The organism is Phaeovulum molybdatiresistens, assembly GCF_023544865.1.
Classification (GTDB): Bacteria; Pseudomonadota; Alphaproteobacteria; order Rhodobacterales; family Rhodobacteraceae; genus Pontitalea.
In genome coordinates this window covers 50608-73061 of record NZ_JAMJFX010000001.1, presented here as the reverse complement: position 1 = coordinate 73061, position 22454 = coordinate 50608, and the positions used below count along the sequence as shown (strand labels likewise).

25 protein-coding genes and 1 tRNA gene are annotated in these 22454 nt (G+C 69.6%); 20 read left to right on the top strand and 6 right to left on the bottom strand.

Features of this window, described 5'->3' with window-relative positions; translation table 11 throughout:
• Nucleotide 1 precedes the first annotated feature (1 nt).
• The 3 genes from MXB90_RS00355 to mnmH all read left to right on the top strand — a co-directional run bounded on the left by MXB90_RS00355 (nucleotide 2) and on the right by mnmH (nucleotide 1970).
• Nucleotides 2-205, top strand: a complete 204-nt coding sequence (locus tag MXB90_RS00355) for a YgaP family membrane protein (RefSeq protein WP_250039595.1) — start codon at nucleotides 2-4, stop codon at nucleotides 203-205.
• Between the two features lie 82 nt (nucleotides 206-287).
• A complete protein-coding gene (locus MXB90_RS00350) occupies nucleotides 288-911 on the top strand; it encodes a L,D-transpeptidase (RefSeq protein WP_250039594.1) in 624 nt (207 codons plus the stop codon).
• Nucleotides 912-1970: a tRNA 2-selenouridine(34) synthase MnmH gene (mnmH, locus tag MXB90_RS00345; protein WP_250039592.1), complete on the top strand. Its 1059-nt coding sequence runs from the start codon at nucleotides 912-914 to the stop codon at nucleotides 1968-1970.
• Here the strand turns inward: mnmH and selD are convergent.
• Entirely contained in the window at nucleotides 1960-4131 is a 2172-nt protein-coding gene (selD, locus tag MXB90_RS00340; protein WP_250039590.1) for a selenide, water dikinase SelD, read from the bottom strand. The genes mnmH and selD overlap by 11 nt on opposite strands.
• A gap of 142 nt (nucleotides 4132-4273) precedes the next feature.
• Between selD and MXB90_RS00335 the strand changes: the two genes are divergently transcribed.
• From MXB90_RS00335 to MXB90_RS00315, 5 genes are all read left to right on the top strand, one after another.
• A tRNA-Met gene (locus tag MXB90_RS00335) sits at nucleotides 4274-4350 on the top strand.
• A 115-nt stretch (nucleotides 4351-4465) separates the two neighbouring features.
• The gene (locus tag MXB90_RS00330; RefSeq protein ID WP_250039587.1) at nucleotides 4466-5509 is read left to right on the top strand and encodes an aldo/keto reductase; all 1044 of its coding nucleotides are present in this window, start codon (nucleotides 4466-4468) and stop codon (nucleotides 5507-5509) included.
• A 13-nt stretch (nucleotides 5510-5522) separates the two neighbouring features.
• Nucleotides 5523-5873, top strand: coding sequence for a hypothetical protein (locus MXB90_RS00325; RefSeq protein ID WP_250039585.1), 351 nt, complete (start codon nucleotides 5523-5525; stop codon nucleotides 5871-5873).
• Complete coding sequence (locus MXB90_RS00320; protein WP_250039583.1) at nucleotides 5861-6385, top strand: lipocalin family protein; 525 nt, start codon at nucleotides 5861-5863, stop codon at nucleotides 6383-6385. Before MXB90_RS00325 ends, MXB90_RS00320 begins: the two co-directional genes overlap by 13 nt.
• Nucleotides 6382-7308 (top strand): AEC family transporter, encoded by a 927-nt coding sequence (locus MXB90_RS00315; RefSeq protein WP_250039581.1) that lies wholly within the window; start codon nucleotides 6382-6384, stop codon nucleotides 7306-7308. Before MXB90_RS00320 ends, MXB90_RS00315 begins: the two co-directional genes overlap by 4 nt.
• Here MXB90_RS00315 and MXB90_RS00310 read toward each other — a convergent pair.
• Nucleotides 7302-8045 carry an NUDIX hydrolase gene (locus MXB90_RS00310; RefSeq protein WP_250039579.1) on the bottom strand — a complete coding sequence of 248 codons (744 nt, stop codon included), beginning with the start codon at nucleotides 8043-8045 and terminating at the stop codon, nucleotides 7302-7304. The two genes, MXB90_RS00315 and MXB90_RS00310, sit on opposite strands and share 7 nt — an antisense overlap.
• Entirely contained in the window at nucleotides 8038-8448 is a 411-nt protein-coding gene (locus MXB90_RS00305; RefSeq protein WP_250039577.1) for a DUF983 domain-containing protein, read from the bottom strand. Before MXB90_RS00305 ends, MXB90_RS00310 begins: the two co-directional genes overlap by 8 nt.
• Nucleotides 8449-8613: 165 nt before the next feature.
• On the opposite strand from MXB90_RS00305, the gene MXB90_RS00300 reads away from it, so the two are divergent.
• The 4 genes from MXB90_RS00300 to MXB90_RS00285 all read left to right on the top strand — a co-directional run bounded on the left by MXB90_RS00300 (nucleotide 8614) and on the right by MXB90_RS00285 (nucleotide 10902).
• Nucleotides 8614-9285: an EF-hand domain-containing protein gene (locus tag MXB90_RS00300; protein WP_250039575.1), complete on the top strand. Its 672-nt coding sequence runs from the start codon at nucleotides 8614-8616 to the stop codon at nucleotides 9283-9285.
• 85 nt (nucleotides 9286-9370) lie between these two features.
• On the top strand, nucleotides 9371-9955 hold the full coding sequence (locus MXB90_RS00295; RefSeq protein ID WP_250039573.1) for an RNA polymerase sigma factor: 585 nt from the start codon (nucleotides 9371-9373) through the stop codon (nucleotides 9953-9955).
• The gene (locus tag MXB90_RS00290) at nucleotides 9948-10376 is read left to right on the top strand and encodes a dihydroorotate dehydrogenase (protein WP_250039571.1); all 429 of its coding nucleotides are present in this window, start codon (nucleotides 9948-9950) and stop codon (nucleotides 10374-10376) included. Before MXB90_RS00295 ends, MXB90_RS00290 begins: the two co-directional genes overlap by 8 nt.
• Nucleotide 10377: 1 nt before the next feature.
• Nucleotides 10378-10902: a periplasmic heavy metal sensor gene (locus MXB90_RS00285; RefSeq protein ID WP_250039569.1), complete on the top strand. Its 525-nt coding sequence runs from the start codon at nucleotides 10378-10380 to the stop codon at nucleotides 10900-10902.
• Between the two features lie 24 nt (nucleotides 10903-10926).
• Here the strand turns inward: MXB90_RS00285 and MXB90_RS00280 are convergent, their stop codons facing one another.
• Complete coding sequence (locus MXB90_RS00280) at nucleotides 10927-12324, bottom strand: diguanylate cyclase domain-containing protein (RefSeq protein WP_250039568.1); 1398 nt, start codon at nucleotides 12322-12324, stop codon at nucleotides 10927-10929.
• 85 nt (nucleotides 12325-12409) lie between these two features.
• Between MXB90_RS00280 and MXB90_RS00275 the strand changes: the two genes are divergently transcribed.
• From MXB90_RS00275 to dacB, 7 genes are all read left to right on the top strand, one after another.
• Nucleotides 12410-12697, top strand: coding sequence for a DUF3572 domain-containing protein (locus MXB90_RS00275; protein WP_349665890.1), 288 nt, complete (start codon nucleotides 12410-12412; stop codon nucleotides 12695-12697).
• Nucleotides 12694-13452, top strand: a complete 759-nt coding sequence (locus MXB90_RS00270) for an HAD family hydrolase (RefSeq protein WP_250039541.1) — start codon at nucleotides 12694-12696, stop codon at nucleotides 13450-13452. The genes MXB90_RS00275 and MXB90_RS00270 overlap by 4 nt, the downstream gene beginning before the upstream one ends.
• A gap of 123 nt (nucleotides 13453-13575) precedes the next feature.
• Nucleotides 13576-15336 (top strand): DUF4153 domain-containing protein, encoded by a 1761-nt coding sequence (locus MXB90_RS00265; protein ID WP_284040684.1) that lies wholly within the window; start codon nucleotides 13576-13578, stop codon nucleotides 15334-15336.
• Nucleotides 15337-15424: 88 nt separating this feature from the next.
• Complete coding sequence (locus tag MXB90_RS00260; protein WP_250039538.1) at nucleotides 15425-16009, top strand: heme NO-binding domain-containing protein; 585 nt, start codon at nucleotides 15425-15427, stop codon at nucleotides 16007-16009.
• Nucleotides 16006-17094, top strand: a complete 1089-nt coding sequence (locus MXB90_RS17715) for a diguanylate cyclase domain-containing protein (protein WP_349665889.1) — start codon at nucleotides 16006-16008, stop codon at nucleotides 17092-17094. The genes MXB90_RS00260 and MXB90_RS17715 overlap by 4 nt, the downstream gene beginning before the upstream one ends.
• Nucleotides 17095-17184: 90 nt before the next feature.
• The gene (locus MXB90_RS00250; protein WP_250039535.1) at nucleotides 17185-17793 is read left to right on the top strand and encodes a nicotinate-nucleotide adenylyltransferase; all 609 of its coding nucleotides are present in this window, start codon (nucleotides 17185-17187) and stop codon (nucleotides 17791-17793) included.
• 56 nt (nucleotides 17794-17849) lie between these two features.
• Nucleotides 17850-19289 carry a D-alanyl-D-alanine carboxypeptidase/D-alanyl-D-alanine endopeptidase gene (gene dacB / locus MXB90_RS00245; RefSeq protein WP_250039533.1) on the top strand — a complete coding sequence of 480 codons (1440 nt, stop codon included), beginning with the start codon at nucleotides 17850-17852 and terminating at the stop codon, nucleotides 19287-19289.
• A gap of 18 nt (nucleotides 19290-19307) precedes the next feature.
• Here dacB and MXB90_RS00240 read toward each other — a convergent pair whose 3' ends face one another.
• A complete protein-coding gene (locus MXB90_RS00240) occupies nucleotides 19308-19730 on the bottom strand; it encodes a tellurite resistance TerB family protein (RefSeq protein ID WP_462982194.1) in 423 nt (140 codons plus the stop codon).
• 120 nt (nucleotides 19731-19850) lie between these two features.
• Between MXB90_RS00240 and MXB90_RS00235 the strand changes: the two genes are divergently transcribed.
• Nucleotides 19851-21455 (top strand): lysine--tRNA ligase, encoded by a 1605-nt coding sequence (locus MXB90_RS00235; protein WP_250039526.1) that lies wholly within the window; start codon nucleotides 19851-19853, stop codon nucleotides 21453-21455.
• On the opposite strand, the gene MXB90_RS00230 is transcribed toward MXB90_RS00235, so the two are convergent.
• Nucleotides 21446-22282 (bottom strand): CHAD domain-containing protein, encoded by an 837-nt coding sequence (locus MXB90_RS00230; protein WP_250039523.1) that lies wholly within the window; start codon nucleotides 22280-22282, stop codon nucleotides 21446-21448. The two genes, MXB90_RS00235 and MXB90_RS00230, sit on opposite strands and share 10 nt — an antisense overlap.
• Between the last annotated feature and the right edge of the window lie 172 nt (nucleotides 22283-22454).

The following is a 22454-nucleotide window of genomic DNA, read 5'->3' as shown; positions in this document are numbered from 1 at the left end:
CATGACGCTTGACCGAGTGATGTTTGCCTTTGCCGGGACGATGGTCCTGATCAGCGTCCTGCTGACCTATTTCGTCCACGCCAATTTCGTCTGGCTGACCGTGTTCGTCGGCGCCAACATGCTGCAGTCGGCCTTCACCGGCTTCTGCCCCGCCGCCAAGATCCTGGCGAAATTCGGCGTCAAGTCGGGCTGCGCGTTCCAGTAATTTCGGAACCATGCCGCGCGCGGGCGGTTGAGAAGGCAGGCCTGCTTTGCTAGCCTGCCTTTGTAACCGTCTGGAGTGGATGATGAATCGTCGTGCCCTGATCGCCGCGCTTGGCAGCTTGCCGATCCTGTCCGCCCCCGCCATCGTGCGGGCGCAGACGGTCAGCACGGCCGTGCGCCCGCCCGCGCCGCCCGCGGGCGCATCCCCCGCCGCAGCCGCCGCGCCGCAATGGCCGATCGCCCCGCAATATTACCCGACGCTGGTCAGCGTGAAACCGGAGTTTGAGCCCGGTTCGATCATCGTCGTGTCGCAGATGTTCTTCCTGTATCACATCGTGGAACGGCGCAAGGCGATGCGCTATGGCGTGGCTGTGGGCACCGCCGAACTGGTCTTTCGCGGCGAGGCCGAGGTCGGCCGCAAGGTCGAATGGCCCCGCTGGAAGCCCACGCCGCAGATGATCGCGCGCAACCCGGCGCGCTATGCGAAATATGCCGATGGCATGCCGGGCGGGCCGAAGAACCCGCTGGGGGCACGGGCACTTTATCTCTATCAGAACGGGCGGGACACGGCGATCCGCATCCATGGCACGACGGAACCGGAATCGATCGGTCGCGCGGTGTCGAATGGCTGCATCCGCATGGTCAACGACCATGTGATCGCGCTTTACGATCAGGTCGATCTGGGCACCAAGGTCACGGTTTACTGAATGGGCCTTGTTCTTGGGTCGGTGCTGGACGCGGACGCGCTGGGATTTGATCAGATCATCGACGTGCGCTCGCCCGCCGAATATGCCGAGGATCACATTCCCGGCGCGATCAACCTGCCGGTGCTGGACAATGAGGAACGTGCCCGCGTGGGCACGATCTATAAACAGGTGTCGCCGTTCGATGCGCGCAAGATCGGCGCGGCGCTGGTGGCACAGAATGCCGCGCGCCATCTGCTGGGGCCGCTGGCCGACCGGACCGGGGGCTGGCGTCCGCTGGTCTATTGCTGGCGCGGCGGGCAGCGGTCGGGGTCGTTCGCAACAATCCTGCGGCAGGTGGGCTGGCGCGCCGAGCTGGTTGAGGGCGGCTACAAAAGCTGGCGTCGGCTGGTGGTCGAGGCTGTGGCAGCCCCGGTTCGCGCGCCGGTGGTGGTGCTGGATGGCAATACCGGATCGGCCAAGACCGAACTGCTGCAGCTGTGCGCCGAAGCCGGGCATCAGGTGATTGATCTGGAAGGTCTGGCCAACCATCGCGGCAGCCTGTTTGGCGCGATGCCGGGCGGCCAGCCCAGCCAGAAGGCCTTTGAGGGGCGGCTGGCGCTGGCGTTGGCGCGGCTGGACCCGTCCCGCCCCGTTCTGGTCGAGGCGGAAAGTTCCCGCATCGGTGCGGTCAGCGTGCCGCGCGGGCTGTGGCAGGCGATCTGTGCGGCCCCGCGCGTGCGCCTGGCGGTGCCGGCGGCGGCGCGCGCGGCCTATCTGGCGCGCGCCTATGCCGATGTCGCGGGGGATGACGCGCGGCTGCGCGACACGTTGGCCCGGCTGCGCCCGCTGCACCCCGCCGAGGTAATCGCCGACTGGCTGTCGCTGGCCGATCAGCGCGCGCTTGAACCGCTGGCGCTGGACCTGATGCGCCGCCATTACGACCCGCGCTATGAAAAGCACCGCGCGCGCCATGCCGATGGGCGCGATGTGGTGGTTGCGGCCGATGATCTGTCGCCCGTGGCGCTGCCCGCGCTGGCGCGGCAGGTGGCGCAGGCGGCGTTGCAGCTGGTCAGCCGCTGACCGCGATATGCGGCGCGCCCGCGTGCAGATGCCCGATCACCGCCGCCGGATCGCCGCCCGCGCGCAAGGCTGTCACCAGCGCATCGGCCTGATCGGCGGGCACCGCGGCCAAAAGCCCCCCCGCCGTCTGCGGATCATGCAATAGCCGACCGGCCGGGGTGTCGGGACTGTCGCACAGGCCCGCAAGCGCGGCGATATTGGCGGGCAGCAGGGTCGATCCGTGGCCCGCCGCCGACATCGCCTCGGCCCCCGCCAGCAGCGGGATCGCGGCCAGGTCCAGCCGCGCCGCGCAGCCCGAGGCTTCGAGAATCCCCAGCAGATGCCCGGCCAGGCCAAAGCCCGTCACATCGGTCATCGCCCGGGCCCGCGGCGCCAGCAGCGCCGCCGCCGCGCCGGACGGGCGGGCCATGCTGGCCAGCGCGCCCGCCACCGCCGCACCGGGGGCGGCGCGCATCATCTCGGCCGCCAGGATCACGCCGGTGCCGATCGGCTTGGTCAGGATCAGCGCATCGCCCGGCTGCGCCCCCGCCTGATCGATGATCCGGTCCGGGGCAAGGCCGGTCAGCGTGAAGCCCAGCGTCAGTTCCGCCCCGATGCTGGTGTGGCCGCCCACCAGATCGGCGCCCGCGGCGCGGAAGGTCGCGCCCGCGGCATCCAGGATCTCGCGCAAGCTGCGTTCCTGGAGGGCCTGCGACAGGCGCGGCAGGGTCACCTGCGCCAGCGCGACCTGTGGCTGGGCGCCCATCGCCCAGATGTCGCCCATCGCATGGATCGCGACGATCCGCGCCAGAAGCCAGGGATCCTCGATGAAGGCGCGGACATGGTCGGTGGTGATCACCTGCCGCCCCGCGCCATGGCGCAGCACGGCGGCATCATCGCCCGCCCCGGCCAGCACATCGGCGCGCTGCGGCACGGGCAGGGCGGCCAGCGCGGCGGCCAGCCCCGCGCGTCCCATCTTGGCCCCGCAACCGCCGCACAGCGGTTTGTTGCCGGCCAGTTCCTCGCGCAGGCCCAGGGCCACAGGCGCGGGCAAGGGCGGCGGCGCCATCGCGGGCAGGTCATGCACCATCGCCATGAAGCGCCGGTCGATCCGGTCCTTCCAGCGCCACAGCCAGGCCCCGTTCAGCGGCAGGCCCCATTTGTCGGCCACCGCCCGCTTGTCGCCGGTGGACACCAGTTTCAGATAATCGCGCTGCGGTCGGTAGGCGCGCAGGCCCCCGCCCGACAGCGCCGCGGTCAGATTGTGCAGCAGCACCGGTGCCTGGCGCACGGCGAACACCCCCGCCTTGGGGCGCGGGGCATGTGCCATATGGGCGATGTCGCCCGCGGCAAAGATCGCCGGGTCGCTGCTGCGCAGTGTTTCATCGACCGTGACGAACCCATCGGTCAGGTCCAGCCCGGTGTCGCCCAGCCAGCCCGCGGGCCGGGTGCTGCCGGTGCCGATGATGAAATCGGCCGCGACCTCGGCCCCGCCGCGCAGCACCACCGCGCCCGGGCGCAGCGCCACCACCGGCGCATCGGGGCGCAGCCGCACCCCCAGCCGCGCGCAATGGGCCAGCATCCGCCGCCGCGCCCCCGCCCCCAGCGCCGACAGCGCGACGGGCCCGGCCTCCAGCACGGTCACCTCGGCCCCCGGGCCCAGCCGGTGGGCGGCGGCCAGCGCCAGTTCCACCCCCGCTACACCGCCGCCGATGACCGCAACGCGCCGGCCGGGGCCGGGCGCTTCGGCAAAGGCCGCCCAGCGATCGGCAAAGGCATCCAGCGGTTTGGCGGGCACGGCATGGTCGGCAAAGCCCGGCAGGGCGGGCATGTCGGCGGTGATGCCGATATCGATTGACGCCACGTCATAGCCGATCGGCGCGCGGCCCGGCACATGGATCAGCCGCGCGGCGCGGTCGATGCCCTCGGCCCGGCCCAGGATCAGCCGCGCCCCGGCATGGCGGGCCAGTTTCACCAGGTCGATCTGCAGCGCCTCGCGCGGGTAATGGCCTGCGACATGGCCCGGCAGCATCCCCGAATAGGCCGCCGTGGGCAGCGGGTTGATCAGCGTCAGCCGCACGCCGGGCAGGGGGCGCATCCCCCACATCCGCGCCACCAGCGCATGGGTATGGCCGCCGCCGATCAGCACAAGGTCACGGGTCAGGGGAAGGGTGGTCTGCATCATGGGCTCCGGGTTGCGGCGCATTCCTAGCGCGCGGCGCGCGCTCGCGCCACGGGGAACGGGCGAAAGGCGATGGCAGAGGCGGAAATCGGATTTCGCCCCTTGACGCCCCCGGGCCGGTCGCTTAGAGACCCGCCACAGTGGCTAGGTAGCTCAGCTGGTTAGAGCGTGCGACTCATAATCGCAAGGTCGAGGGTTCGAGTCCCTCCCTCGCCACCACTTATCCCCCTTTCGGCGCGGCAACACCGGAGCCGGTCCGGGGTGTTTTCGTGCCCTTCCCCTTCCCGGCACGCTGTGGCAGGGTCGCGCGGCAGGTAGACTTCCGGAGTTTTGCATGAAGATGTTGCCGCTGGGCCGCACCGGCCTTTCCGTTTCCGCGCTGTGCCTTGGGTCGATGACCTGGGGCAGCCAGAACACCGAGGCCGAGGGTCATGCCCAGATCGACCGCGCGATTGAGCGGGGCGTGAATTTCATCGACACCGCCGAGATGTATCCGACCAATCCGGTCAAGGCCGAAACCGTTGGCCGGACCGAGGAAATCATCGGGTCGTGGCTGGCGAAATCGGGGCGGCGGGGCGATCTGGTCATTGCCACCAAGATCACCGGCAAGGGATCGGCGGCGGTGCGCGACGGCGCGCCGATCACGCCCGCGGCGATCCGCGCGGCGGTTGATGCGTCGTTGCGCCGCCTGCGCACCGATTATATCGACCTGTATCAGCTGCACTGGCCGAACCGGGGCAGCTATCATTTCCGCCAGATCTGGGGCTTTGACGCCTCGGGGCAGGATCGGGCGCAGACGCTGGCCGACATGACCGCCTGTCTGGAAACGCTGGCCGCGCTGCAGGCCGAGGGCAAGATCGGCCATTTCGGCCTGTCGAACGAATCCGCCTGGGGCATGGCGCAGTGGCTCGCGCTGGCCGAGGCCGGTCATGGACCGCGCGCTGCCGCGATCCAGAATGAATATTCGCTTCTGTGCCGTCTGTATGACGGCGATCTGGCCGAATTGGGCGTGAATGAGGATGTGACGCTGCTGGCCTATTCGCCGCTGGCGGCGGGGCTGTTAAGCGGCAAGTATCGCGGCGGCGCCCGGCCCGAAGGGTCGCGCGGGGCGATCAATGGCGATCTGGGCGGGCGGATCACCGCCCCGGCCGAGGCCGCAGTCGAGACCTATTTGAAGATCGCCGCGGATGCCGGGCTGGACCCGGTGACGATGGCGGTGGCCTTCGTGATGGGGCGGCCCTTCCCGGTGATCCCGATCATCGGTGCCACCTCGGTCGCGCAGCTGGACCGCTCGCTCGATGCCGCTGATCTGGTGCTGTCCAAGGACGTGCTGCGCGCCATCGGGCAGGCGCATCGCGCCCATGGCATGCCGTTCTAGGCGGGGGGATCGGATGCGACTGGCCGCCTGCCTTGGCCTGATCGGGATGCTGGCGCTGGCCGCCTGCAAGCCCGCCGGCGACCCCGCCACCCCGGCACCCTTGCCCCCCGTGGGCGAGGCGCGGATTGCGCTGGACCGGATGGCCTGCGAAGCCGGCGGCGGGGCCTTTCGGCAGCGCGAAGGCACGGGCGTGTGGGTCTGTCTGCGCACGCCGCGCGATGCCGGGCGGGCCTGCCGGACCGGGGCGGATTGCGAAGGTGCCTGTCTGGCGCGGTCGATGACCTGCGCGCCCTTCGTGCCGCTGCTGGGCTGCCATGAGGTGATCACCGCCTCTGGCCTGCGGGTGACCGAATGCGTGCAGTGACGCTTGCCCTGTCTGCCGTGGCGCTGGCCGCCGCGGCCTGTGCGCCGGTCGATGACGCGCCGGCGCGGCGGGATGGTGATGTGCGCATCGCATCGGTCGCGCTGTTCGCGCCCGACCGCTTTGCGGGGCGCTGGCATGTGGCGCAATCGCATGTGCCGGGCTGTGCGGGTGCGGTGCAGGATTGGGCGATGGCGGGGCCGGGGCGCTACCGGCTGACGGGCACCGACTGCACGGGCCGCGCGCCCGCGCCGCTGACCGGGGGCGCGGTGGTGACGGGGCCGGGCGGTCGGATCATGGCCGATGCCGCCTTTGGCCGCGAGCCGGTCTTTGTTCTCTGGGTCGATGAGGGTTATCGGGTGGCGGTGCTTGGCACGCCCTCGGGGCGGTGGGCGCAGGTTCTGTCGCGCGACCCGGTGCTGCGCCCCGACCTGGCGGCGGCCGCGCGTGAGGTTCTGGCCTTCAACGGCTATGATCTGGTGCAGATCGGCGCAGCGCGGGGATCCGCGCCATGATCGGGGTCTGGCTGGCGATTGCGCCCACCTTTGCGCTGATCGTGCTGGGCTATGGCCTGCGCCGGGGCGGCATCCCGTCGTTCGAGTTCTGGAACCTGAATGACCGGCTGGTCTATTGGGTGCTTATGCCGGCGCTGTTCTTTGCCAAGATCTCGGCGGCGGATCTGGGCTCGGCGCCGATGGGCGGGTTTGCGGGCATCCTCTATGCGGGGTTTTTCGCTGCCGTGGCCTTTGGCTGGCTGGCGCAGCGGATGGCGCGGCTGGCGCCTGAACAGGGCACCGACGTGATTCAGGGCGCCGGGCGGTTCAACACCTTTGTGGGCCTGGCCATTGCCGAGGCGCTGTATGGGCCCGCCGGGTTGCAGGCGGCGGTGCTGGGATCGGCGCTGCTGGTGCCGGTGGTCAATGTGGTGATGGTCACGGCGCTGGCGGGGATGCTGGGCCTGGGCGGGGGATCGCGGCTGGGCGGGACGCTGCGTGAACTGGCGCGCAACCCGCTGATCCTGTCGATCCTGCTGGGGCTGGGGTTCAATGCGCTGGGGCTGCACCATGTGCCGGTGCTGCATGATACGGCGCTGGTGCTGGGGCAGGGCGCGTTGCCGGTGATGTTGCTGTGCGTGGGGGCCAACCTGCGCTTGCAAGGGATGCGCGCGGCGATCGGGCCGGTGGTGCTGGCCGCAGTCGGAAAGCTGGTGGTGTTTCCGGCGGTGGCGCTGGCGGCGATCTGGCTGATCGGCCCGCCGATCCTGGTGGCGCAGGTGGCGATGATCTATGCCGCCCTGCCGGTTGCGGTGGCGGCCTATTCGCTGGCGCGCCAGATGGGGGCGGATACGGGGCTGATGGCGGCGATGATCACCGCGCAGACGATTGCGGCCTTCCTGACCATTCCGCTGACGCTGGCGTTGGTGCCGCTGCTTTACTGAAGCCTGCGAAAGATCGATTTCGGCCCGGAATTGTCAAAGAAGGGCACGCTGTCGGGGGCCGGGATCGCGCCCTGGCCCGCGGCCGCGACAAGGGCGGCAACCTCGGCCAGGACGACCTCGGTGATGAAGGGCAGGTTCAGGCGCCGCGCTTCATGCAGGGGGACCCAGTGCAGGTGCGACAGCTCATCACAGGCGCGCGAGAAATCATCGGGGTCGCCGACCACCTGCGTGGCATCGGCCAGGAAGAAGCGCGCGTCAAAGCGGCGCGGCAGGCCGGGGGGCGTGATCGCGCGGAAGACAAAGCGCAGCGCCGCCGCCGCCGGCAAAAGCCCCTCGGCGGCAAAGCCGGCCCAGTCGTCGGGGATGGCGCCGGGCCAGGTGCCGGGCGCCCCCAGCGCAAGGCCGGTTTCCTCCCACAGTTCACGCACCGCCGCCGCCGCCAGCATCGCCGCGCCGCCCGCCGGGGCAAACTGATCCAGCCGCGCGGTGCTGGCCGCATCCAGCGGCGCCGCCAGCGGCACCAGCCGGTCATCGGCATCCACCGCGCCACCCGGAAAGACGTATTTCGAGGGCATGAAGGCCGCCCCCGCCCCGCGCATCCCCATCAGCACCGAAGCCCCTGCAGGCAGATCGCGGCGCACCAAAAGGATGGTCGCGGCATCGCGGATGCGGGTCTTGTCCAGCGCGGCGGGCGCTGTGGTGGGGGGGGGCGTGGTGGCGGCGGCGGTGTCAGACATCGGCTGCCCCGGCCGGTTCGGCGCCAAAGCCATGCATCCGGCGCGACCACTGGATCGCCACGATCATGCCCTTGAACACCGGCAGCAGCGCCAGCGACAGCACCACACAGCCGGTGGCAAAGATCGCGATCATCGTCATCGGGTCGGGGCGGAAGGTCACAAAGGCCCACATCAGCAGCGGGGCCATCAGGTGCCCCACGATCAGGATGGTCAGATAGGCCGGCCCGTCATCGGCGCGGTGATGGGAAAACACCTCATGGCAGGCGGGGCATTCATCGCGCACGCGCAGATAGCCCTGCAGCACCCGCCCCTTGCCACAGGCCGGGCAGCGGCACATCAGGCCGCGCAGCACCGCGGGGCCCATCGGGCGGTCGTCTTCCAGATCGGTATCGGTGGCAGCCATCGTGATCTCCTTCGCTTGGCCCTTTATCCACGGAATGGCGGCGCAGGGAAAGCACACAATATCACGCTTTGGTGAATGGCGCGGTTCGGGCGACGGATTGGCGGGGCCTGTGCGTTTGGTTGGTATGACGGCGCCGATGCCGTGATGAACACAGGAGACGACAGGATGAAACGCAGCTTCAGGAATTCGGTCGCGGTGGTGCTTCTGGCGGGGGTCGGTGTCGGCCTTTCGCTGCCGGTGCTGGCGCAGGACGCAGCCCAGCCCGCCGCCCCCGAGGCAGGGGCCAGCGCGCCTGCGCCCGCGGTTGGCCCGATGCGTGGCATGGGCTTTGATTTCCAGCGCTTCGACGCGGATGGCGATGGCAAGGTGACGGCCGAGGAAATCCGTGCCGCCCGTGCGGCCGAGGCGGCGGCGCTGGATGCCGATGGCGATGGCAAGATCACGCTTGAGGAATTGGTCGCGCAGGAAATGCGCGCGGCGCAAGCCCGCATCGAGGCCCGGGCCAAGGCGCGTTTTGAGGCGCGCGACAGTGATGGCGACGGTGCGCTGACCGCGGCCGAGCTGATGGCCAACCCGATGCCCACGCGGATGTTCCAGCGTCTGGATGCCGATGGCGACGGCGCGATCAGCGCGGCGGAACTGGCCAATGTGCAAAAGCGGATGCAGGGCCGCGATGGCAAGGGCCGCGATGGCAAGGGCCGGGGCGATGGCCACGGCCATGGCTGGGGCAAGCGCGGTGACAAGGGCTGCGACGGGGACCGCGGCTGGGGCCGGGGCGATGGTCGCGGTGAAGGCCGCGGCGATGGCTGGGGCCCGCGCGGGCAGATGGGCAACTAAGCCCCAGAACCAATTCCCGGGCGGGTCTGACCCCGCCCGGGGCTGAATTGCCTTTGACGGGGTTTCGCGCTAGGCCGCAGGATGCATGGATATGGCATTTGACGCGTTGACCGATGCCTCGGATGAGGCGCTGCTGGTCCTCTATGGCAACGGGGACCCCGCGGCGGCGCGCAGCCTGACGCTGCGGCTGGCGCCGCTGGCCTATCGCGTGGCCTATCGGATGCTGGGTGATGCCGCCGAGGCCGAGGATCTGAGCCAGGAGGCGATGCTGCGGCTGTGGCGGATCGCGCCCGACTGGCGGCAGGGCGAGGCGAAGCTGTCCACCTGGCTTTACCGGGTGGTGACCAATCTGGCCACCGACCGGCTGCGTCGGCGGCGCGGGCTGGGCCTGGATGAGGCGCCCGAACCCGAGGACGGCCGGCCCGCCGTGCTGGATGTGATGATCGAGGCGGACCGGGCCGCGGCGCTTCAGGCGGCGCTGGACCGGCTTCCGGCGCGGCAACGTCAGGCGGTGGTGCTGCGCCATCTGGAAGGGCTGAGCAATCCCGAGATTGCCGAAGTGATGGATATTGGCGTCGAGGCCGTTGAAAGCCTGACGGCGCGCGGCAAACGCGCCTTGGCGGCGATGCTGGCCGGGCAACGAGAGGACTTGGGCTATGGGCATGGATGACAAGATCGCAGGGGCCGACCCCCGGATGAACCCGCAGATGGATGTGCAGGCGGATCTGCTGGCGGCCACATTCGCCGCAGCCCGCCAAAGCCCGCCTGAACCTTCGGCGGACTTCATGGCGCGGATTCTGGCCGAGGGGTTGGCGCAGCAGCCGCCCGCGCGGGCCGTCGCGCCGGCGCACGACCTTGGCAGTGGCGTTGGCGGGGGCGTTCTGGCGCAGCTTCTGGCCATGCTGGGCGGTTGGCGCGGGATTGGCGGCATGGCCACGGCGGCCTTGACCGGGGTCTGGATCGGCTTCGCCGGGATGGGGCAACTGGGCGACATCGCCGCGGGCTATCTGGGCACGGCCGATGCGCTGGGCACCGTCGATCTGTTGCCCGATACGGATGTGCTGGCGATGATGCTGGATCAGGAGGGCTGAGATGGGCACGGATCATCAGGAACAGGCGGGGTCGGCCGCGCCCGCCCGGGCCCCGATGCGGGGCTGGGTGCGCGCGGTCTTTATCCTGTCGGTGACGCTGAACCTGCTGGTGGCGGGGGTGGTGGCCGGGGGGCTGATCGCGCGTGAACGCCACCCCATGCGCCCGCCCGTGGTCAGCGATGTCAGCATCGGCGCCTTTACCCAGGCGCTTGATCCCGCCGACCGCGAGGCGCTGCGCCGCGCGGCCCAGGCCGAGGGCCAGAACCTGCGCGCCATGCGCCAGGCCGCGCGCGAGGATCATAGCCGTCTGGTCGAAGCCCTGCGCGCCGACCCCTGGGATGAGGCCGCCGTGCGCGTCATTTTCCAGGCCCATCGCGACCGGCTTGTGGAACGGTCGGTCTTTGGCGGGCGGTTGCTGATGGACCGCATCGCCGCGATGACGCCTGCGCAGCGGCAGGCCTTTGCCGACCGGCTGGAACAGGGCGCCGAGCGCCTGCGCGAGCGGGTGCGAGACAGGCGCGACTGAACGGGGCGGCGCGACCGGCCCCGTTCAGGCGGCATCGGGGTGACGCGAAATGGCGATCCGGTTGCGCCCCTGCACCTTTGCCCCCAGCAGCGCCTGATCGGCGCGCGCGACCAGATCCTCGACCGGCTCGTGATCCGGGCCGCCCATCGCCAGACCGATCGACACCGTCACTGGGATGGTCCCGCAGCCCGCGCCCAGGCTTGCGGGGCGGTCCTGCACCAGCCGCCGGATCCGGTCGGCCGCGATCTGCGCAGCCTCGGGCGTGGTGTCGGGCAGGGCGATCAGAAATTCCTCGCCGCCGATGCGCGCCAGCAGGTCTACCTCGCGCAGGTTGGTGCCAAGGCGGTGGGCGATCTTGACCAGAACGCAATCGCCAGCGGCATGGCCATAGGTGTCGTTGATCGTCTTGAAGCGGTCCAGATCCAGCACCATCACCGCAAAGCTGCGCCCGGTCTGGCGCGCGCGCTCGGCGATGCGGGCCAGATGCGGCATCGCATAGCGGCGGTTGTAAAGCCCGGTCAGCGGGTCGGTGACCGCCAGGCGCAGCCCATCGGCCACCCTTTCGCGCTTGCGGTCGGCCACGCGCTTGCGCGCCAGTTGCGCGCGCAGCCGCAACACCGCCTCGTCGGCGCGTTCGGGCGTGCCCAGATCCAGCGGCAACAGGTCGCTTGCGCCCAGATCCAGCGCGACCGCGGCGGTGTCGCGCGCGGTATCCGGCAGGGCGATGCAGATCACCGCATGGCGCGAGCCGCTGCGCGAGCGCAGTTCCGACATCAGCCGCAGCCCTTCGCCCGGCGCGGTCAGATCGGCGGCCAGCACATAGGCATCGGGCAGGTCGCGGTCCTGCGGCAGGGCCAGCGCCTCTTCGCGGGTCAGCAGCAACAGATGGTCGCGCGCCATCCGCCGCGCCAGCGCCGCGCGCCAGGCCATGCCGGTTTCGCGGCTGGGCGCGACCAGCGCGATGCGGGCGGGGCGATCAAAGGCGGGGTTGGCCTCGGCAAAGCCAAGCGCGCGGCAGGTGCTTTCGTGCAGCTGCAGTTCCGCATCGGTTTCGCGGTTGCGCAGCAGGCTGCGCATGCGCGCCAGCAGCACCAGTTCATCCAGCGGTTTGACGAACAGGTCATCCGCCCCCGCGCGCAGCGCCGCCAGCCGCGTTTCGGGTAGCGCATCGTTGGACACCAAAACCACCGGAATCGCCGCGCTGGCGGGCGCGCGTTTCAGCCGGCGGCAGGTTTCCAGCCCATCCATCCCCGCCAGTTGAACATTGAGCAGGATCAGATCGGGGCGGTCCTGGCTGGCGATGCGCAGCGCCTCGGCGCCGGTATCGGCCTGCAGGATGTCATAGCGCGCGCTGGAAAGTTTCACTTTCAGCACGATGCGATTTGTGGCCACATCGTCAACGATCAGGATTTTTCCTGCCACGGTGCCACGCGCTCCCTTTACGTTTCGTAACCTCATCGCCATCTTTCGGCGCAAATGGTTAACAAACCCTTTCCGGAGGCATGGCATGGCAGAAATGCGGCAAGAATCCGCCCAGGTTCTGGCGATCCGGGCGCTGGGGTGGATCGCGGCGCGCGATGAGGTGTTCCAGGCCTTTCTGGGCGCGACCGGGGCGGGGGTTTCGGAATTGCGCGCCCGCGCGCAAGATCCCGAATTCCTTTGCGCCGTGCTGGATTTCCTGCTGATGCAGGACGAATGGGTCATCGAATTCGCGCAAGAGGCAGGGGTTCCCCCCGGGGCGCCGCTGCAGGCGCGCGCGGTGCTGGGCGGCGGCGACATGGCGCATTGGACGTGACCGGGCCGGGGACGAAGGCGGTGGGTCATCACATTTCCGCGATCCTGTTCGACAAGGACGGCACCCTGTTCGACTTTCACGCCAGTTGGGGCGTCTGGGCGCGCGATGAGCTGCTGGCCTTAAGCGCGGGTGATGACGGGCTGGCCGAAACCCTGGCCGCGGCGATCGGCTACAGCTTTGCCCCGCCCGGGCCCGATGGGCGCCGCGCGGCGGGCCGGTTCGCGCCCCAGTCGCCGGTGATCGCGGGAACGGTCGAAGAGGTGGCCGACCTGTTGTTGCCGCATCTGCGCGGGCAGGACCGTCCCGCGCTGATCAATCAGATGAACGCCCGCGCCGCCCGGGCCCCGCTGGCCCCGGCGGTGCCGCTGCGCCCGTTGCTGGCCGATCTGCGCGGGCGCGGCCTGCGCATCGGCCTTGCCACCAATGATGCCGAGGCCCCGGCGCGCGCGCATCTGACCCATGCCGGGGTGCTGGATCTGTTCGATTTCGTCGCGGGCTATGACAGCGGCCATGGCGCCAAGCCCGCGCCGGGGCAGTTGCTGGCCTTTGCCGCAGCGGTGGGCGTGGCGCCGGCCAGCGTGGTGATGGTGGGCGACAGCCGCCACGATCTGCGCGCGGGACGTGCGGCGGGCATGCGCGCGCTGGCGGTGCTGAGCGGCCCTGCCAGCGCCGAGGATCTGGCGCCCGAGGCGGATGCGGTCCTGCCCGACATCGGCGCGATCCCGGCCTGGCTGGACGCGCTGCATCGCGCCTAGCGGCGCGGCCTTGTGCTGGCCCCTTTCACTGGCAAGTCCGGGCGTGTGGGCAAGTCCGGGCGCACTGGCAATTCCGGGCGCGCGGGTCTAGCGTTCGGTCAGGCGCTTTTTGAGGGGGGTCGCATGGACGGCAGCACGGGCATCGGGCGGTTGCAGCACATCGCGCTGGGCGCGCTGGCGGGGCTGGTGTTCTGGGTTCTGACCGGCCTGTCGGGTGATCTGGCCCAGGGCCGGGTGCATCTGGGGCTGACGGTGCTGGCGGCGGCATTCTTTGGCACGGCGCTGGCGATGGTCGGCCAGATGCGCCCGCGGCTGGCCTTGGCGGGGGCGGCGGCGGTGGCGGTTCCGGTCGCGCTGTTGATGGTGCTGGACTCGTTCAGCTTTGCCGATGCGGGTGCGTTTCTGGGCGCGGGGCATCCGGTGGTGGCGTCTGTGATCCTGGCGGCGCTGCCGGTGCCGTTCCTCATGGCGATGGGCCAGCACGGCGCGCAAGGTTGGCGCGATTATGCGGCGCTGTTTGTCAATTCCTGGAACATCGTTGTGCGCTATGCGGCGGCGGCGCTGTTTCTGGGCTTTGTCTGGGTGGTGCTGTGGCTGTTGGCGGCGCTGCTGAATCTGGTGGGCATCACCTTGCTGGACCGTTTGCTGGGTGAGGCGCCGGTGGTCTGGGTTCTGAGCGGGGCGGTGCTTGGGCTGGGCCTGTCGGTCGTGACCGAGATGTCCGACCTGATCTCGGCGCAGCTGTTGTTGCGGCTGTTGCGGCTGTTGCTGCCGGTGGTGCTTGGGGTTGTGGCGGTGTTCGTTCTGGTGCTGCCGATCCGGGGGCTGACGGCGCTGTTCGGGCCGATTTCGCCCGCGGGCATCCTGCTGGCGGTGGCGGCGGCAGCGATTTCGCTGATTGCCATCGCGGTCGATCAGGATGATGTCGAGGCGGCCCATGCGCCGGTGCTGATGCTGTCGGCGCGCGCGCTGGCGCTGTTGCTGCCGGTGCTGGGCGGGCTGTCGGCCTGGGCGCTGGCGCTGCAGGTGGCGCAGCAGGGCTGGACCCCGGGGCGTGTGGCGGGGGCGGCGGCGGCGGCGGCGGTGCTGGGCTATGCGGGGCTTTATGCGCTGGCGGTGCTGACCGGGCGGGGCTGGATGGGTTGGGTGCGGCGCGGCAATCTGGCGATGGCGCTGGCGCTGCTGGCGGGGGCCGCGCTGTGGCTGACGCCGCTGATCACGCCCGAGGCGATCGCCACGCGATCCCAGCTGGCGCGCCTTGAGGCGGGGCGCAGCACGCCCGACGATCTGCCGCTGTGGCAGTTTGCGCATGACTGGGGCAAGCCGGGGCTGGCCGCGCTGGCGCGGCTGCAGGCGCAGGCCCGCGCGCCGGGGCAAGAGGTGCTGGCGCGGCGGCTGGCGGCGCTGGATCAGGCCGCGGGCCCCTGGGATCCGGCGCTGGATCCGGCGCAACCCGCGCCTGCTGCGGTGATCGACGCGCTGATCGATGGGCTGGCGGTGGTCCCGCGGGACCGCACCTTGCCCGAAGGCCTGTTTGACGCCGTGGCCGCCCCCGAGCTGGAGGGCTGGGCCGCCGCCTGTGGCCGCCGCACGCCGCAGGGCAACCCCGGCTGCCTGCTGATCCTGGCGGATCTTTTACCCCATCAACCCGGCGAGGAGGCCGTGGTGCTGCTGGATCGCTGGGGCCAGGGCCTGCGCAGCGCGCCGGTTCTGATCCAGGCCGAAGGGGTCTGGCGGCGGGGTGGTTCCGTTCTGACGCTGGCGGGCGAGGGCCTGGGCGAAGCCGCGCTGATCGATCTGGTCCTGGCCGAGGGGATCGCGCTGGTGCCGTCCGGCATTCAGGCGGTGCAGGCCGGGGGGCAGGTCTTTACCGTGGCCCCGTGACGGCGGGCCGGGCCAAGCGGGCCCTGCGGCAATTGGCGCTTTCTTAACCCGGCGCGGCTAGGCTGGTCGGAATTTGAAAGAGACGCCCATGCACGGCCTGATCAACCGCTCGATCCAATGTTTTCTGCGCGACACCTATGGTGAGGCGTTGTGGCGCGATGTCCTGGGCCGGGCGCATCTGCCGCCCGAGGGGTTTGAGGCGATGTTGCACTATCCCGACCCGCTGACCGATGCGATGATCGATGCGGCGGCGGCGCGGCTGGGCAAGCCCCGCGCGGCGCTGCTGGAAGATCTGGGCGCCTATCTGGTGACGCGCGAACCTTTGCGCCGGCTGATGCGTTTTGGCGGGACGGATTACGGCGAATTCCTGCTGTCGCTGGAAGAATTGCAGGGCCGCGGGTTGATGGCGCTGCCCGATCTGGACCTGCCGGAAATCCGCCTGACCGCCGCCACCGCCGGCCGCTTTTTGCTTCAGGTGCGGGCCAAGGTCGCGGGTTGGGGGCCGGTGCTGGCGGGCCTTTTGCGGGCGATGGCGGATGATTACGGGGCGCTTGCGATCATCGAATTGCAGCAGGACGCGGGCGGACATGCGCAGCTGCAGGTCAGTCTGCATGAAACGCAGTTTTATCAGGGCCGGCAGTTTGATCTGGCCAGCCCGGTGGTGGCGCAGTGATCGCGGCGGGGCCGGATGGCGCCGGGCGCGGCGGATCGGGGGGGGATGATGGCCGCCAGGGCACGGCGGTGCCGCTTGCGCCCGAGGTTCTGGGCCGCCTGATGCCGATGTTCCTGTGGCTGGGCCGGGACGGGCGCATCCGGGCGGCGGGCCCGACGCTGCGCAAGATCGTGGGCGCGGGGCCGCTGACGGGCGATCCGTTCGACGCGCATTTCCTGCTGGGCCGGGCGCCCGCCGCGCCGGGGCTGGCGACCGAAGGGTTGGTGCGGCGCGGGCGTTTGCATCTTAGCTTGCGGGCCAATCCGGCGGCGGTGCTGCGCGGACAGGCGGCGGCACTGGGCCCCGCGGGCGGACATGGGGTTTTGCTGAACCTGACCTTCGGCATTGGCCTGGCCGAGGCGGTGCGCGACTTTGGCCTGACCGAGGCCGATTTCGCGCCCAGCGATCTGGCGATGGAACTGCTTTATCTGCGCGAGGCGAAGGATGCCGTTCTGGCCGAGCTGAAGGCGCTGAACCAGCGGCTGGAAACGGCGCGCCGTGTGGCCGAGGCCGAGGCGCTGACCGATCCGCTGACGGGGCTGGCCAATCGCCGCGCGCTGGAAGCGGCGCTGACGCAAGAGGTGGCGGCGCTGGCGCGTGGCGGGGCGCCCTTTGCGGTGGCGCATCTGGACCTGGATCATTTCAAGGCGGTCAATGACACGTTGGGCCATGCGGCGGGCGATCATGTGCTGACGCGGGTGGCCACCGTGCTGCGCGCCGAGACGCGCAGGGGCGATGTGGTGGCGCGGGTCGGTGGGGATGAATTCGTGCTGCTGCTGCGCGCCAACCTGGACCCGGCGCGGCTTACGGCGCTGGGCTCGCGCATCATCGCCCGGCTGGAGGAACCCTGTGTATTCCAGGGAAACAGCTGCCGGATTTCCGGTTCGATCGGGATCGTGCTGTCGGCCAGCTACCCGGTGCCCGACCCGGACCGGATGTTGGCGGATGCCGATGCGGCGCTTTACGGGGCCAAGCGCGGTGGTCGCGGGCGCTGCACGGTGGTGCTGCCGCCCGGGCAGGGCGCGGCCCCTGATGTCGGCGTGTGATGCGCCCGCGGCGGCCGTCGTCAGGGGGCTTCATGCCGATGTCACATTACCCCTCCCCATTTGCGGGGCGATGGGCTAGGGCTGGCGCGGATGAGACAGGGTTTTCCCATAGCCTTCCATGGCATGGCCATCGGCCTTCTGGGCGGATCGTTCGATCCCGCCCATGCCGGTCATGCCCATATCACGCGCGAGGCGTTGCGGCGCTTTGGCTTGGACCGGGTCTGGTGGCTGGTCAGCCCCGGAAATCCGCTGAAGGCGCATGGACCCGCGCCGCTGGCCGCGCGCATGGCGCAGGCGCGCGCGGTGATGCCCGATCCCCGCGTCGAGATCACCGATATCGAGGCGCATCTGGGCACGCGCTATACCGCGCAGACCCTGCGCCGGTTGCAGGCGATCTATCCCGGCGTGCGTTTCGTCTGGCTGATGGGGGCGGACAATCTGGCGCAGTTCCATCACTGGGACGACTGGCAATCGATCCTGCGGATGGTGCCGGTGGGGGTGCTGGCGCGGCCGGGAACGCGGATGCGCGCGCGTCTGTCGCCCGCGGCACAGATCTATCGCGCGGCGCGGCTGCCGGCGCAGGCGGCGCCACTGCTGGCCGGCGCGCCGACGCCTGCCTGGTGCCTGCTGAACATCCCGCTGAGCGATCTTTCGTCGTCCCGCATCCGGGCCGATGGCGGGTGGCGCCCCAAGGCTTGAGCCGGGGGGCGCGCGCGGTATCCTGTGCCCGAGTCACCAGGGAAGGGGTTACCGGCATGACACTATCGCGGCGGATGGTCCTGGCGGGGCTTGTGGCAGGCGCGGCGCGTCCGGTGCTGGGGCAGACGGCGCCGGCGGGGCTGCGGGCGGTTCCGGCCGAGGATCTGGTGCGGGCGGCCGATCTGGGCGGCGAGGTGGCCTATCTGGTGGCGGATTCGCGCAGCGGGCTGGTGCTTGAATCGCGGGGCGCGACCCGGCCGATGCCGCCAGCCTCGACCGCCAAGGCGATCACCGCACTATATGCGCTGGAGGCGTTGGGCCCCGGCCACCGCTTTGCCACCCGGCTGATCGCGACGGGGCCGGTCGCGGGCGGGGTGGTGCAGGGCGATCTGGTGCTGGCAGGGGGCGGGGATCCGACGCTGAACACCGATGATCTGGCGCAGATGGCGGCGCAGCTGCGCGCGCGCGGGGTTTCCGGGGTGGCGGGGCGGTTTCTGGTCTGGGCTGGGGCCTTGCCCTATGCGCGGGAAATCGCGGACGATCAGCCGGTGCATGTGGGCTATAACCCGTCGGTTTCGGGGCTGATCCTGAACCACAACCGGGTGCATTTCGAATGGCGCCGCGCCCAGGGGGGCTATGCGCTGACGATGGATGCGCGCGGCGAACGGCACCGCCCCAGGGCCTATACCGCGGCGATGGACCTGGCCAACCGCAAGGGGCCGTTGTTCACCTATGCCGAACAGGGCGGCAAGGAACGCTGGAGCGTGGCGCAGGCCGCGCTTGGCAAGGAGGGCAGCCGCTGGCTGCCCGTGCGGCGCCCCGAACTTTATGCCGGCGATGTGTTCCAGACGCTGGCGCGCGCGCAAGGGGTGCCGCTGCCCGCGCCGCAGCCGGTGGCGGCGATGCCCGGGGGCGCGGTGCTGGTGGAACATGCCAGCGCCGAGCTGCGCCCGATTTTGCGCGACATGCTACGCTATTCCACCAATATCACCGCCGAAGCCGTCGGCATGAGCGCGAGCCTGCGTCTGGGGGCCGCGGCGGGGCATGGCGAGTCGGGGCGCGCGATGGCGGCCTGGTTGCGGACCCGCGCCGGGGTAGAGGGCGCAAGATTTGCCGATCATTCGGGCCTGGGGGCCGCGTCGCGCATTTCCGCGGCCGAAATGGTGGCGGCGCTGGCGCGGCTTGCGCCCCAGCATGGGCTGCGCCCGATCTTACGGAATTTCGCGATGCGCGACGCCAATGGGCGTGAGGACAAGGCGCATCCGATCCGGGTTGCGGCGAAAACCGGCACGCTGAACTTTGTGTCCAGCCTTGCGGGGTTCATGACCGCGCCGGACGGGACCGAGCTTGTCTTTGCGATCCTGACCGGGGATCTGGCGCGCCGGGCGCGCGCGGCGCAGACCGAACAGCCCGAGGGCAATTCGGCCTGGCTGCGCCGGTCGCGCCGGTTGCAGCAGCAGCTGATCGAACGCTGGGGCGCGCTTTACGGAACCTGAGCGGCCGGGGCGGCGGCGTTACAGGTTCAGATGGCGCACCCGCGCGCCCCATTCGATGGCGGCGGCATGCAGGCGATCCACGTTCAGTTCGTGGCGAACCTCTTCCAGCATGCGCAATTCCACCTCATGCAGGCGGCCATCTGCGGCGGCCACGTCGCAGGCCAGCGCATAGGCGGTTTCATGAAGCTTTTCGGGCAGCGCATCGCGGACCAGGCCGAAGAGCGCGTCCAGCCCCTCTTCCTCTTCAAACAGCGCATAGACGGTTTGCGCCACCGCACGGATGCGGTCGATGTCATAGGCGGCAAAGATCGGCATGTGGTTGACCATGCGTTCGATCGCCAGCAGTTCGGCGGTGCGGATCGTTTCATCCGAGACCGAGACGGCGACCATGACGGCAACCAGCGCGTCTTGCGGGGAAAGTGAGGGAAGGGTGTCGGACACGTCTGTCATCCTGATCTGGGGGCGCCGGGGATCGGCCTTGGTGCAAATTATTGACGATTGCCCCCCCGTTCAATAGGTGGGGCGCGGTGGGCGCAAGGGGCGCCCGGAATGAGGTAGACCATGACAACCCTGCGCGATGCCGCGATGAACTCTAAAGCCTGGCCTTTCGAGGAAGCGCGCCGGGTGCTGAAACGCTATGAAAAGGCGCCGCCCGAAAAGGGATATGTACTGTTTGAAACGGGCTATGGCCCCAGCGGTCTGCCCCATATTGGCACCTTCGGCGAGGTGGCGCGCACGACGATGGTGCGCCGCGCCTTTGAGGTGATCAGCGACATTCCGACGAAACTTCTGTGCTTTTCCGACGATATGGACGGGATGCGCAAGGTGCCCGAAAACGTGCCCCAGCAGGACATGCTTCGCGAGCATATGCAAAAGCCGCTGACCGCGGTGCCCGACCCGTTCGGCGAATATGAAAGCTTTGGGCATCACAACAACGCCATGCTGCGCCGGTTCCTGGATACGTTCGGGTTCGACTATGAATTCGCCAGCGCGACCGAGTATTACAAATCCGGCAAGTTCGACGCGATCCTGCTGCGCGCGGCGGAACGCTATGATGAGATCATGGCGATCATGCTGAAATCGCTGCGCGAGGAACGCCAGCAGACCTATTCGTGCTTCCTGCCGATCCATCCCGAAACGGGCCGGGTGCTTTATGTGCCGATGAAGAATGTGGATGCCAAGGCCGGCACCATCACCTTTGACGACGAAGAGGGCCGCGAATGGACGCTGCCGGTCACCGGCGGCAATGTGAAGTTGCAGTGGAAGCCCGATTTCGGCGCGCGCTGGGCCGCGCTGGATGTGGACTTTGAGATGTATGGCAAGGACCATTCCACCAACACGCCGATCTATGACGGGATCTGCCGCGTGCTGGGGGGGCGCGCGCCCGAACACTTCACCTATGAGCTGTTCCTGGATGACAAGGGCGAGAAGATTTCCAAGTCGAAGGGCAACGGGCTGTCGATCGACGAATGGCTGACCTATGCCTCGACGGAAAGCCTGAGCTATTTCATGTATCTCAAGCCGAAGACCGCCAAGCGGATGTATTTCGACGTGATCCCCAAGGCGGTGGACGAATATCACCAGCAGCTGAAGGCCTATCCCGGCCAGACGCTGGACAAACAGGTGGACAACCCGGTCTGGCACATCCACGGCGGCAACCCGCCGGAATCGAAGATGGTGGTGCCGTTCGCGATGCTGCTGAACCTGGCCAGCGTGGCGGGGGCCAGCGGCAAGGCGGGGCTGTGGGGCTTTATCAAGCGCTATGCGCCCGAGGCCGACCCCGCAACGCATCCCGATCTGGACCAGGCGGCGGAATTCGCGGTGCGCTATTTCCGTGATTTCGTGGCGCCGACGCGGGTGTTCCGCCTGCCCAGCGACAAGGAGCGCGCGGCGATGCAGGATCTGGTGGCGCAGCTGAAGGCGCTGCCGAAACAGGATCTGCACCTGACCTTCGAGGACCCGACCGAGGGGCTGCAAACCATCGTCTTTGCGATCGGGCGCGAACATGGGTTTGACCCGCTGCGCGACTGGTTCACCGCGCTTTATGAGGTGTTGCTGGGCGCAAGCCAGGGGCCGCGCTTTGGCGGGTTCATCGCGCTTTATGGTGTGGATGAAACCGTGGCGCTTATGGAGCGCGCGCTGGCGGGCGGTCTGGTTCAGGCCTGACGCGACAGCCGCCACCACGCGCCCCAGCGCGCGACCAGCGGTTCGGCGGGTTCGGCAAACAGGCGTTCGCCCAGTGCGAGCGCCTGTTTTTCAATCGACTTTTGCCGTTTGGCGATGTCCTTGATCACGGGCGCGGCGGGCTTGCCCTGGCCTTCCAGTTGCGCGCGCAGGATGGTCAGGTCGTGGTGATCGCCCAGCATTTCGCCCAAGGCATCGGCGGCGGTGATATGGGGGGCCATCATCTCGGGCCAGATCGGTTCCAGCAGGCGGGCGTGATACCAGTGGTGTTTCACCCGGATGCGCCAGGCGTGCAGGTCGTCGTCGCGCCCGCTGCGGCGCCATTTGCGCAGGCCCTTGCGCGCGCGGGTCCAGCCATCGGTCAGGCCGTCGTGTAGCGCGGCGAAGTCCTTGCCCTTCACCGACCAACGCCCGGCGCGGTCGCGGATCGGCTGCAACGCGGCGCGGAAGGCGGCAAGCGCCTGTTCGCTTTCGGGTTGGGGCGGGGGCAGGGTGCTGGCCAGCTGGGCGGTGGCGCGATGCGCGGGCAGGCGGGCCAGCGTGGCTTGCAGCACCTCGGCGTCGCGGGCATGGGCGATCAGGTGGGCGGCATCGCGCAGCGCGGCGTTTTCGGTGGCGAACGCATCGAACCGCGGCTGCACCAGGCGCAGCAGGCCGCGGGTCTTCTTGACCGATTTGCGCAAGGCGTGGATCTGGCCGGGATGCGGGGGCTGCGCGGCAAGCGCGATCGCCGCGTCAAGTTCGGCGCAGGCGATGCGGCGCAGCGCCTGGGTGACGTTTCGGTCTTTGGGCAGGAAGGCGTAGGTCATGGCGGACTCCTGCAGAAAGGATAGCACAGCTTGGCCCTTGATGAAGAAGGCCCGTGACAGGGTAGTGACGGCGTGTTGCGCGCGCGGGCGGAGCAGCGCGCGGTGGGCTGAACGGTTCTTCAGGCTTTGGCGCTACCCCTTGGCGTGCCGGGATCACGGCGCGCGGTCAACC

Coding starts and splice junctions, on each gene's coding strand:
- MXB90_RS00355 (WP_250039595.1), top strand. CDS start 2: ATGACGCTTGACCGAGTGATGTTTGCCTTTGCCGGGACGATGGTCCTG.
- MXB90_RS00350 (WP_250039594.1), top strand. CDS start 288: ATGAATCGTCGTGCCCTGATCGCCGCGCTTGGCAGCTTGCCGATCCTG.
- mnmH (WP_250039592.1), top strand. CDS start 912: ATGGGCCTTGTTCTTGGGTCGGTGCTGGACGCGGACGCGCTGGGATTT.
- selD (WP_250039590.1), bottom strand. CDS start 4,131: ATGCAGACCACCCTTCCCCTGACCCGTGACCTTGTGCTGATCGGCGGC.
- MXB90_RS00330 (WP_250039587.1), top strand. CDS start 4,466: ATGAAGATGTTGCCGCTGGGCCGCACCGGCCTTTCCGTTTCCGCGCTG.
- MXB90_RS00325 (WP_250039585.1), top strand. CDS start 5,523: ATGCGACTGGCCGCCTGCCTTGGCCTGATCGGGATGCTGGCGCTGGCC.
- MXB90_RS00320 (WP_250039583.1), top strand. CDS start 5,861: ATGCGTGCAGTGACGCTTGCCCTGTCTGCCGTGGCGCTGGCCGCCGCG.
- MXB90_RS00315 (WP_250039581.1), top strand. CDS start 6,382: ATGATCGGGGTCTGGCTGGCGATTGCGCCCACCTTTGCGCTGATCGTG.
- MXB90_RS00310 (WP_250039579.1), bottom strand. CDS start 8,045: ATGTCTGACACCGCCGCCGCCACCACGCCCCCCCCCACCACAGCGCCC.
- MXB90_RS00305 (WP_250039577.1), bottom strand. CDS start 8,448: ATGGCTGCCACCGATACCGATCTGGAAGACGACCGCCCGATGGGCCCC.
- MXB90_RS00300 (WP_250039575.1), top strand. CDS start 8,614: ATGAAACGCAGCTTCAGGAATTCGGTCGCGGTGGTGCTTCTGGCGGGG.
- MXB90_RS00295 (WP_250039573.1), top strand. CDS start 9,371: ATGGATATGGCATTTGACGCGTTGACCGATGCCTCGGATGAGGCGCTG.
- MXB90_RS00290 (WP_250039571.1), top strand. CDS start 9,948: ATGGATGACAAGATCGCAGGGGCCGACCCCCGGATGAACCCGCAGATG.
- MXB90_RS00285 (WP_250039569.1), top strand. CDS start 10,378: ATGGGCACGGATCATCAGGAACAGGCGGGGTCGGCCGCGCCCGCCCGG.
- MXB90_RS00275 (WP_349665890.1), top strand. CDS start 12,410: ATGGCAGAAATGCGGCAAGAATCCGCCCAGGTTCTGGCGATCCGGGCG.
- MXB90_RS00265 (WP_284040684.1), top strand. CDS start 13,576: ATGGACGGCAGCACGGGCATCGGGCGGTTGCAGCACATCGCGCTGGGC.
- MXB90_RS00260 (WP_250039538.1), top strand. CDS start 15,425: ATGCACGGCCTGATCAACCGCTCGATCCAATGTTTTCTGCGCGACACC.
- MXB90_RS00250 (WP_250039535.1), top strand. CDS start 17,185: ATGAGACAGGGTTTTCCCATAGCCTTCCATGGCATGGCCATCGGCCTT.
- dacB (WP_250039533.1), top strand. CDS start 17,850: ATGACACTATCGCGGCGGATGGTCCTGGCGGGGCTTGTGGCAGGCGCG.
- MXB90_RS00235 (WP_250039526.1), top strand. CDS start 19,851: ATGACAACCCTGCGCGATGCCGCGATGAACTCTAAAGCCTGGCCTTTC.
- MXB90_RS00230 (WP_250039523.1), bottom strand. CDS start 22,282: ATGACCTACGCCTTCCTGCCCAAAGACCGAAACGTCACCCAGGCGCTG.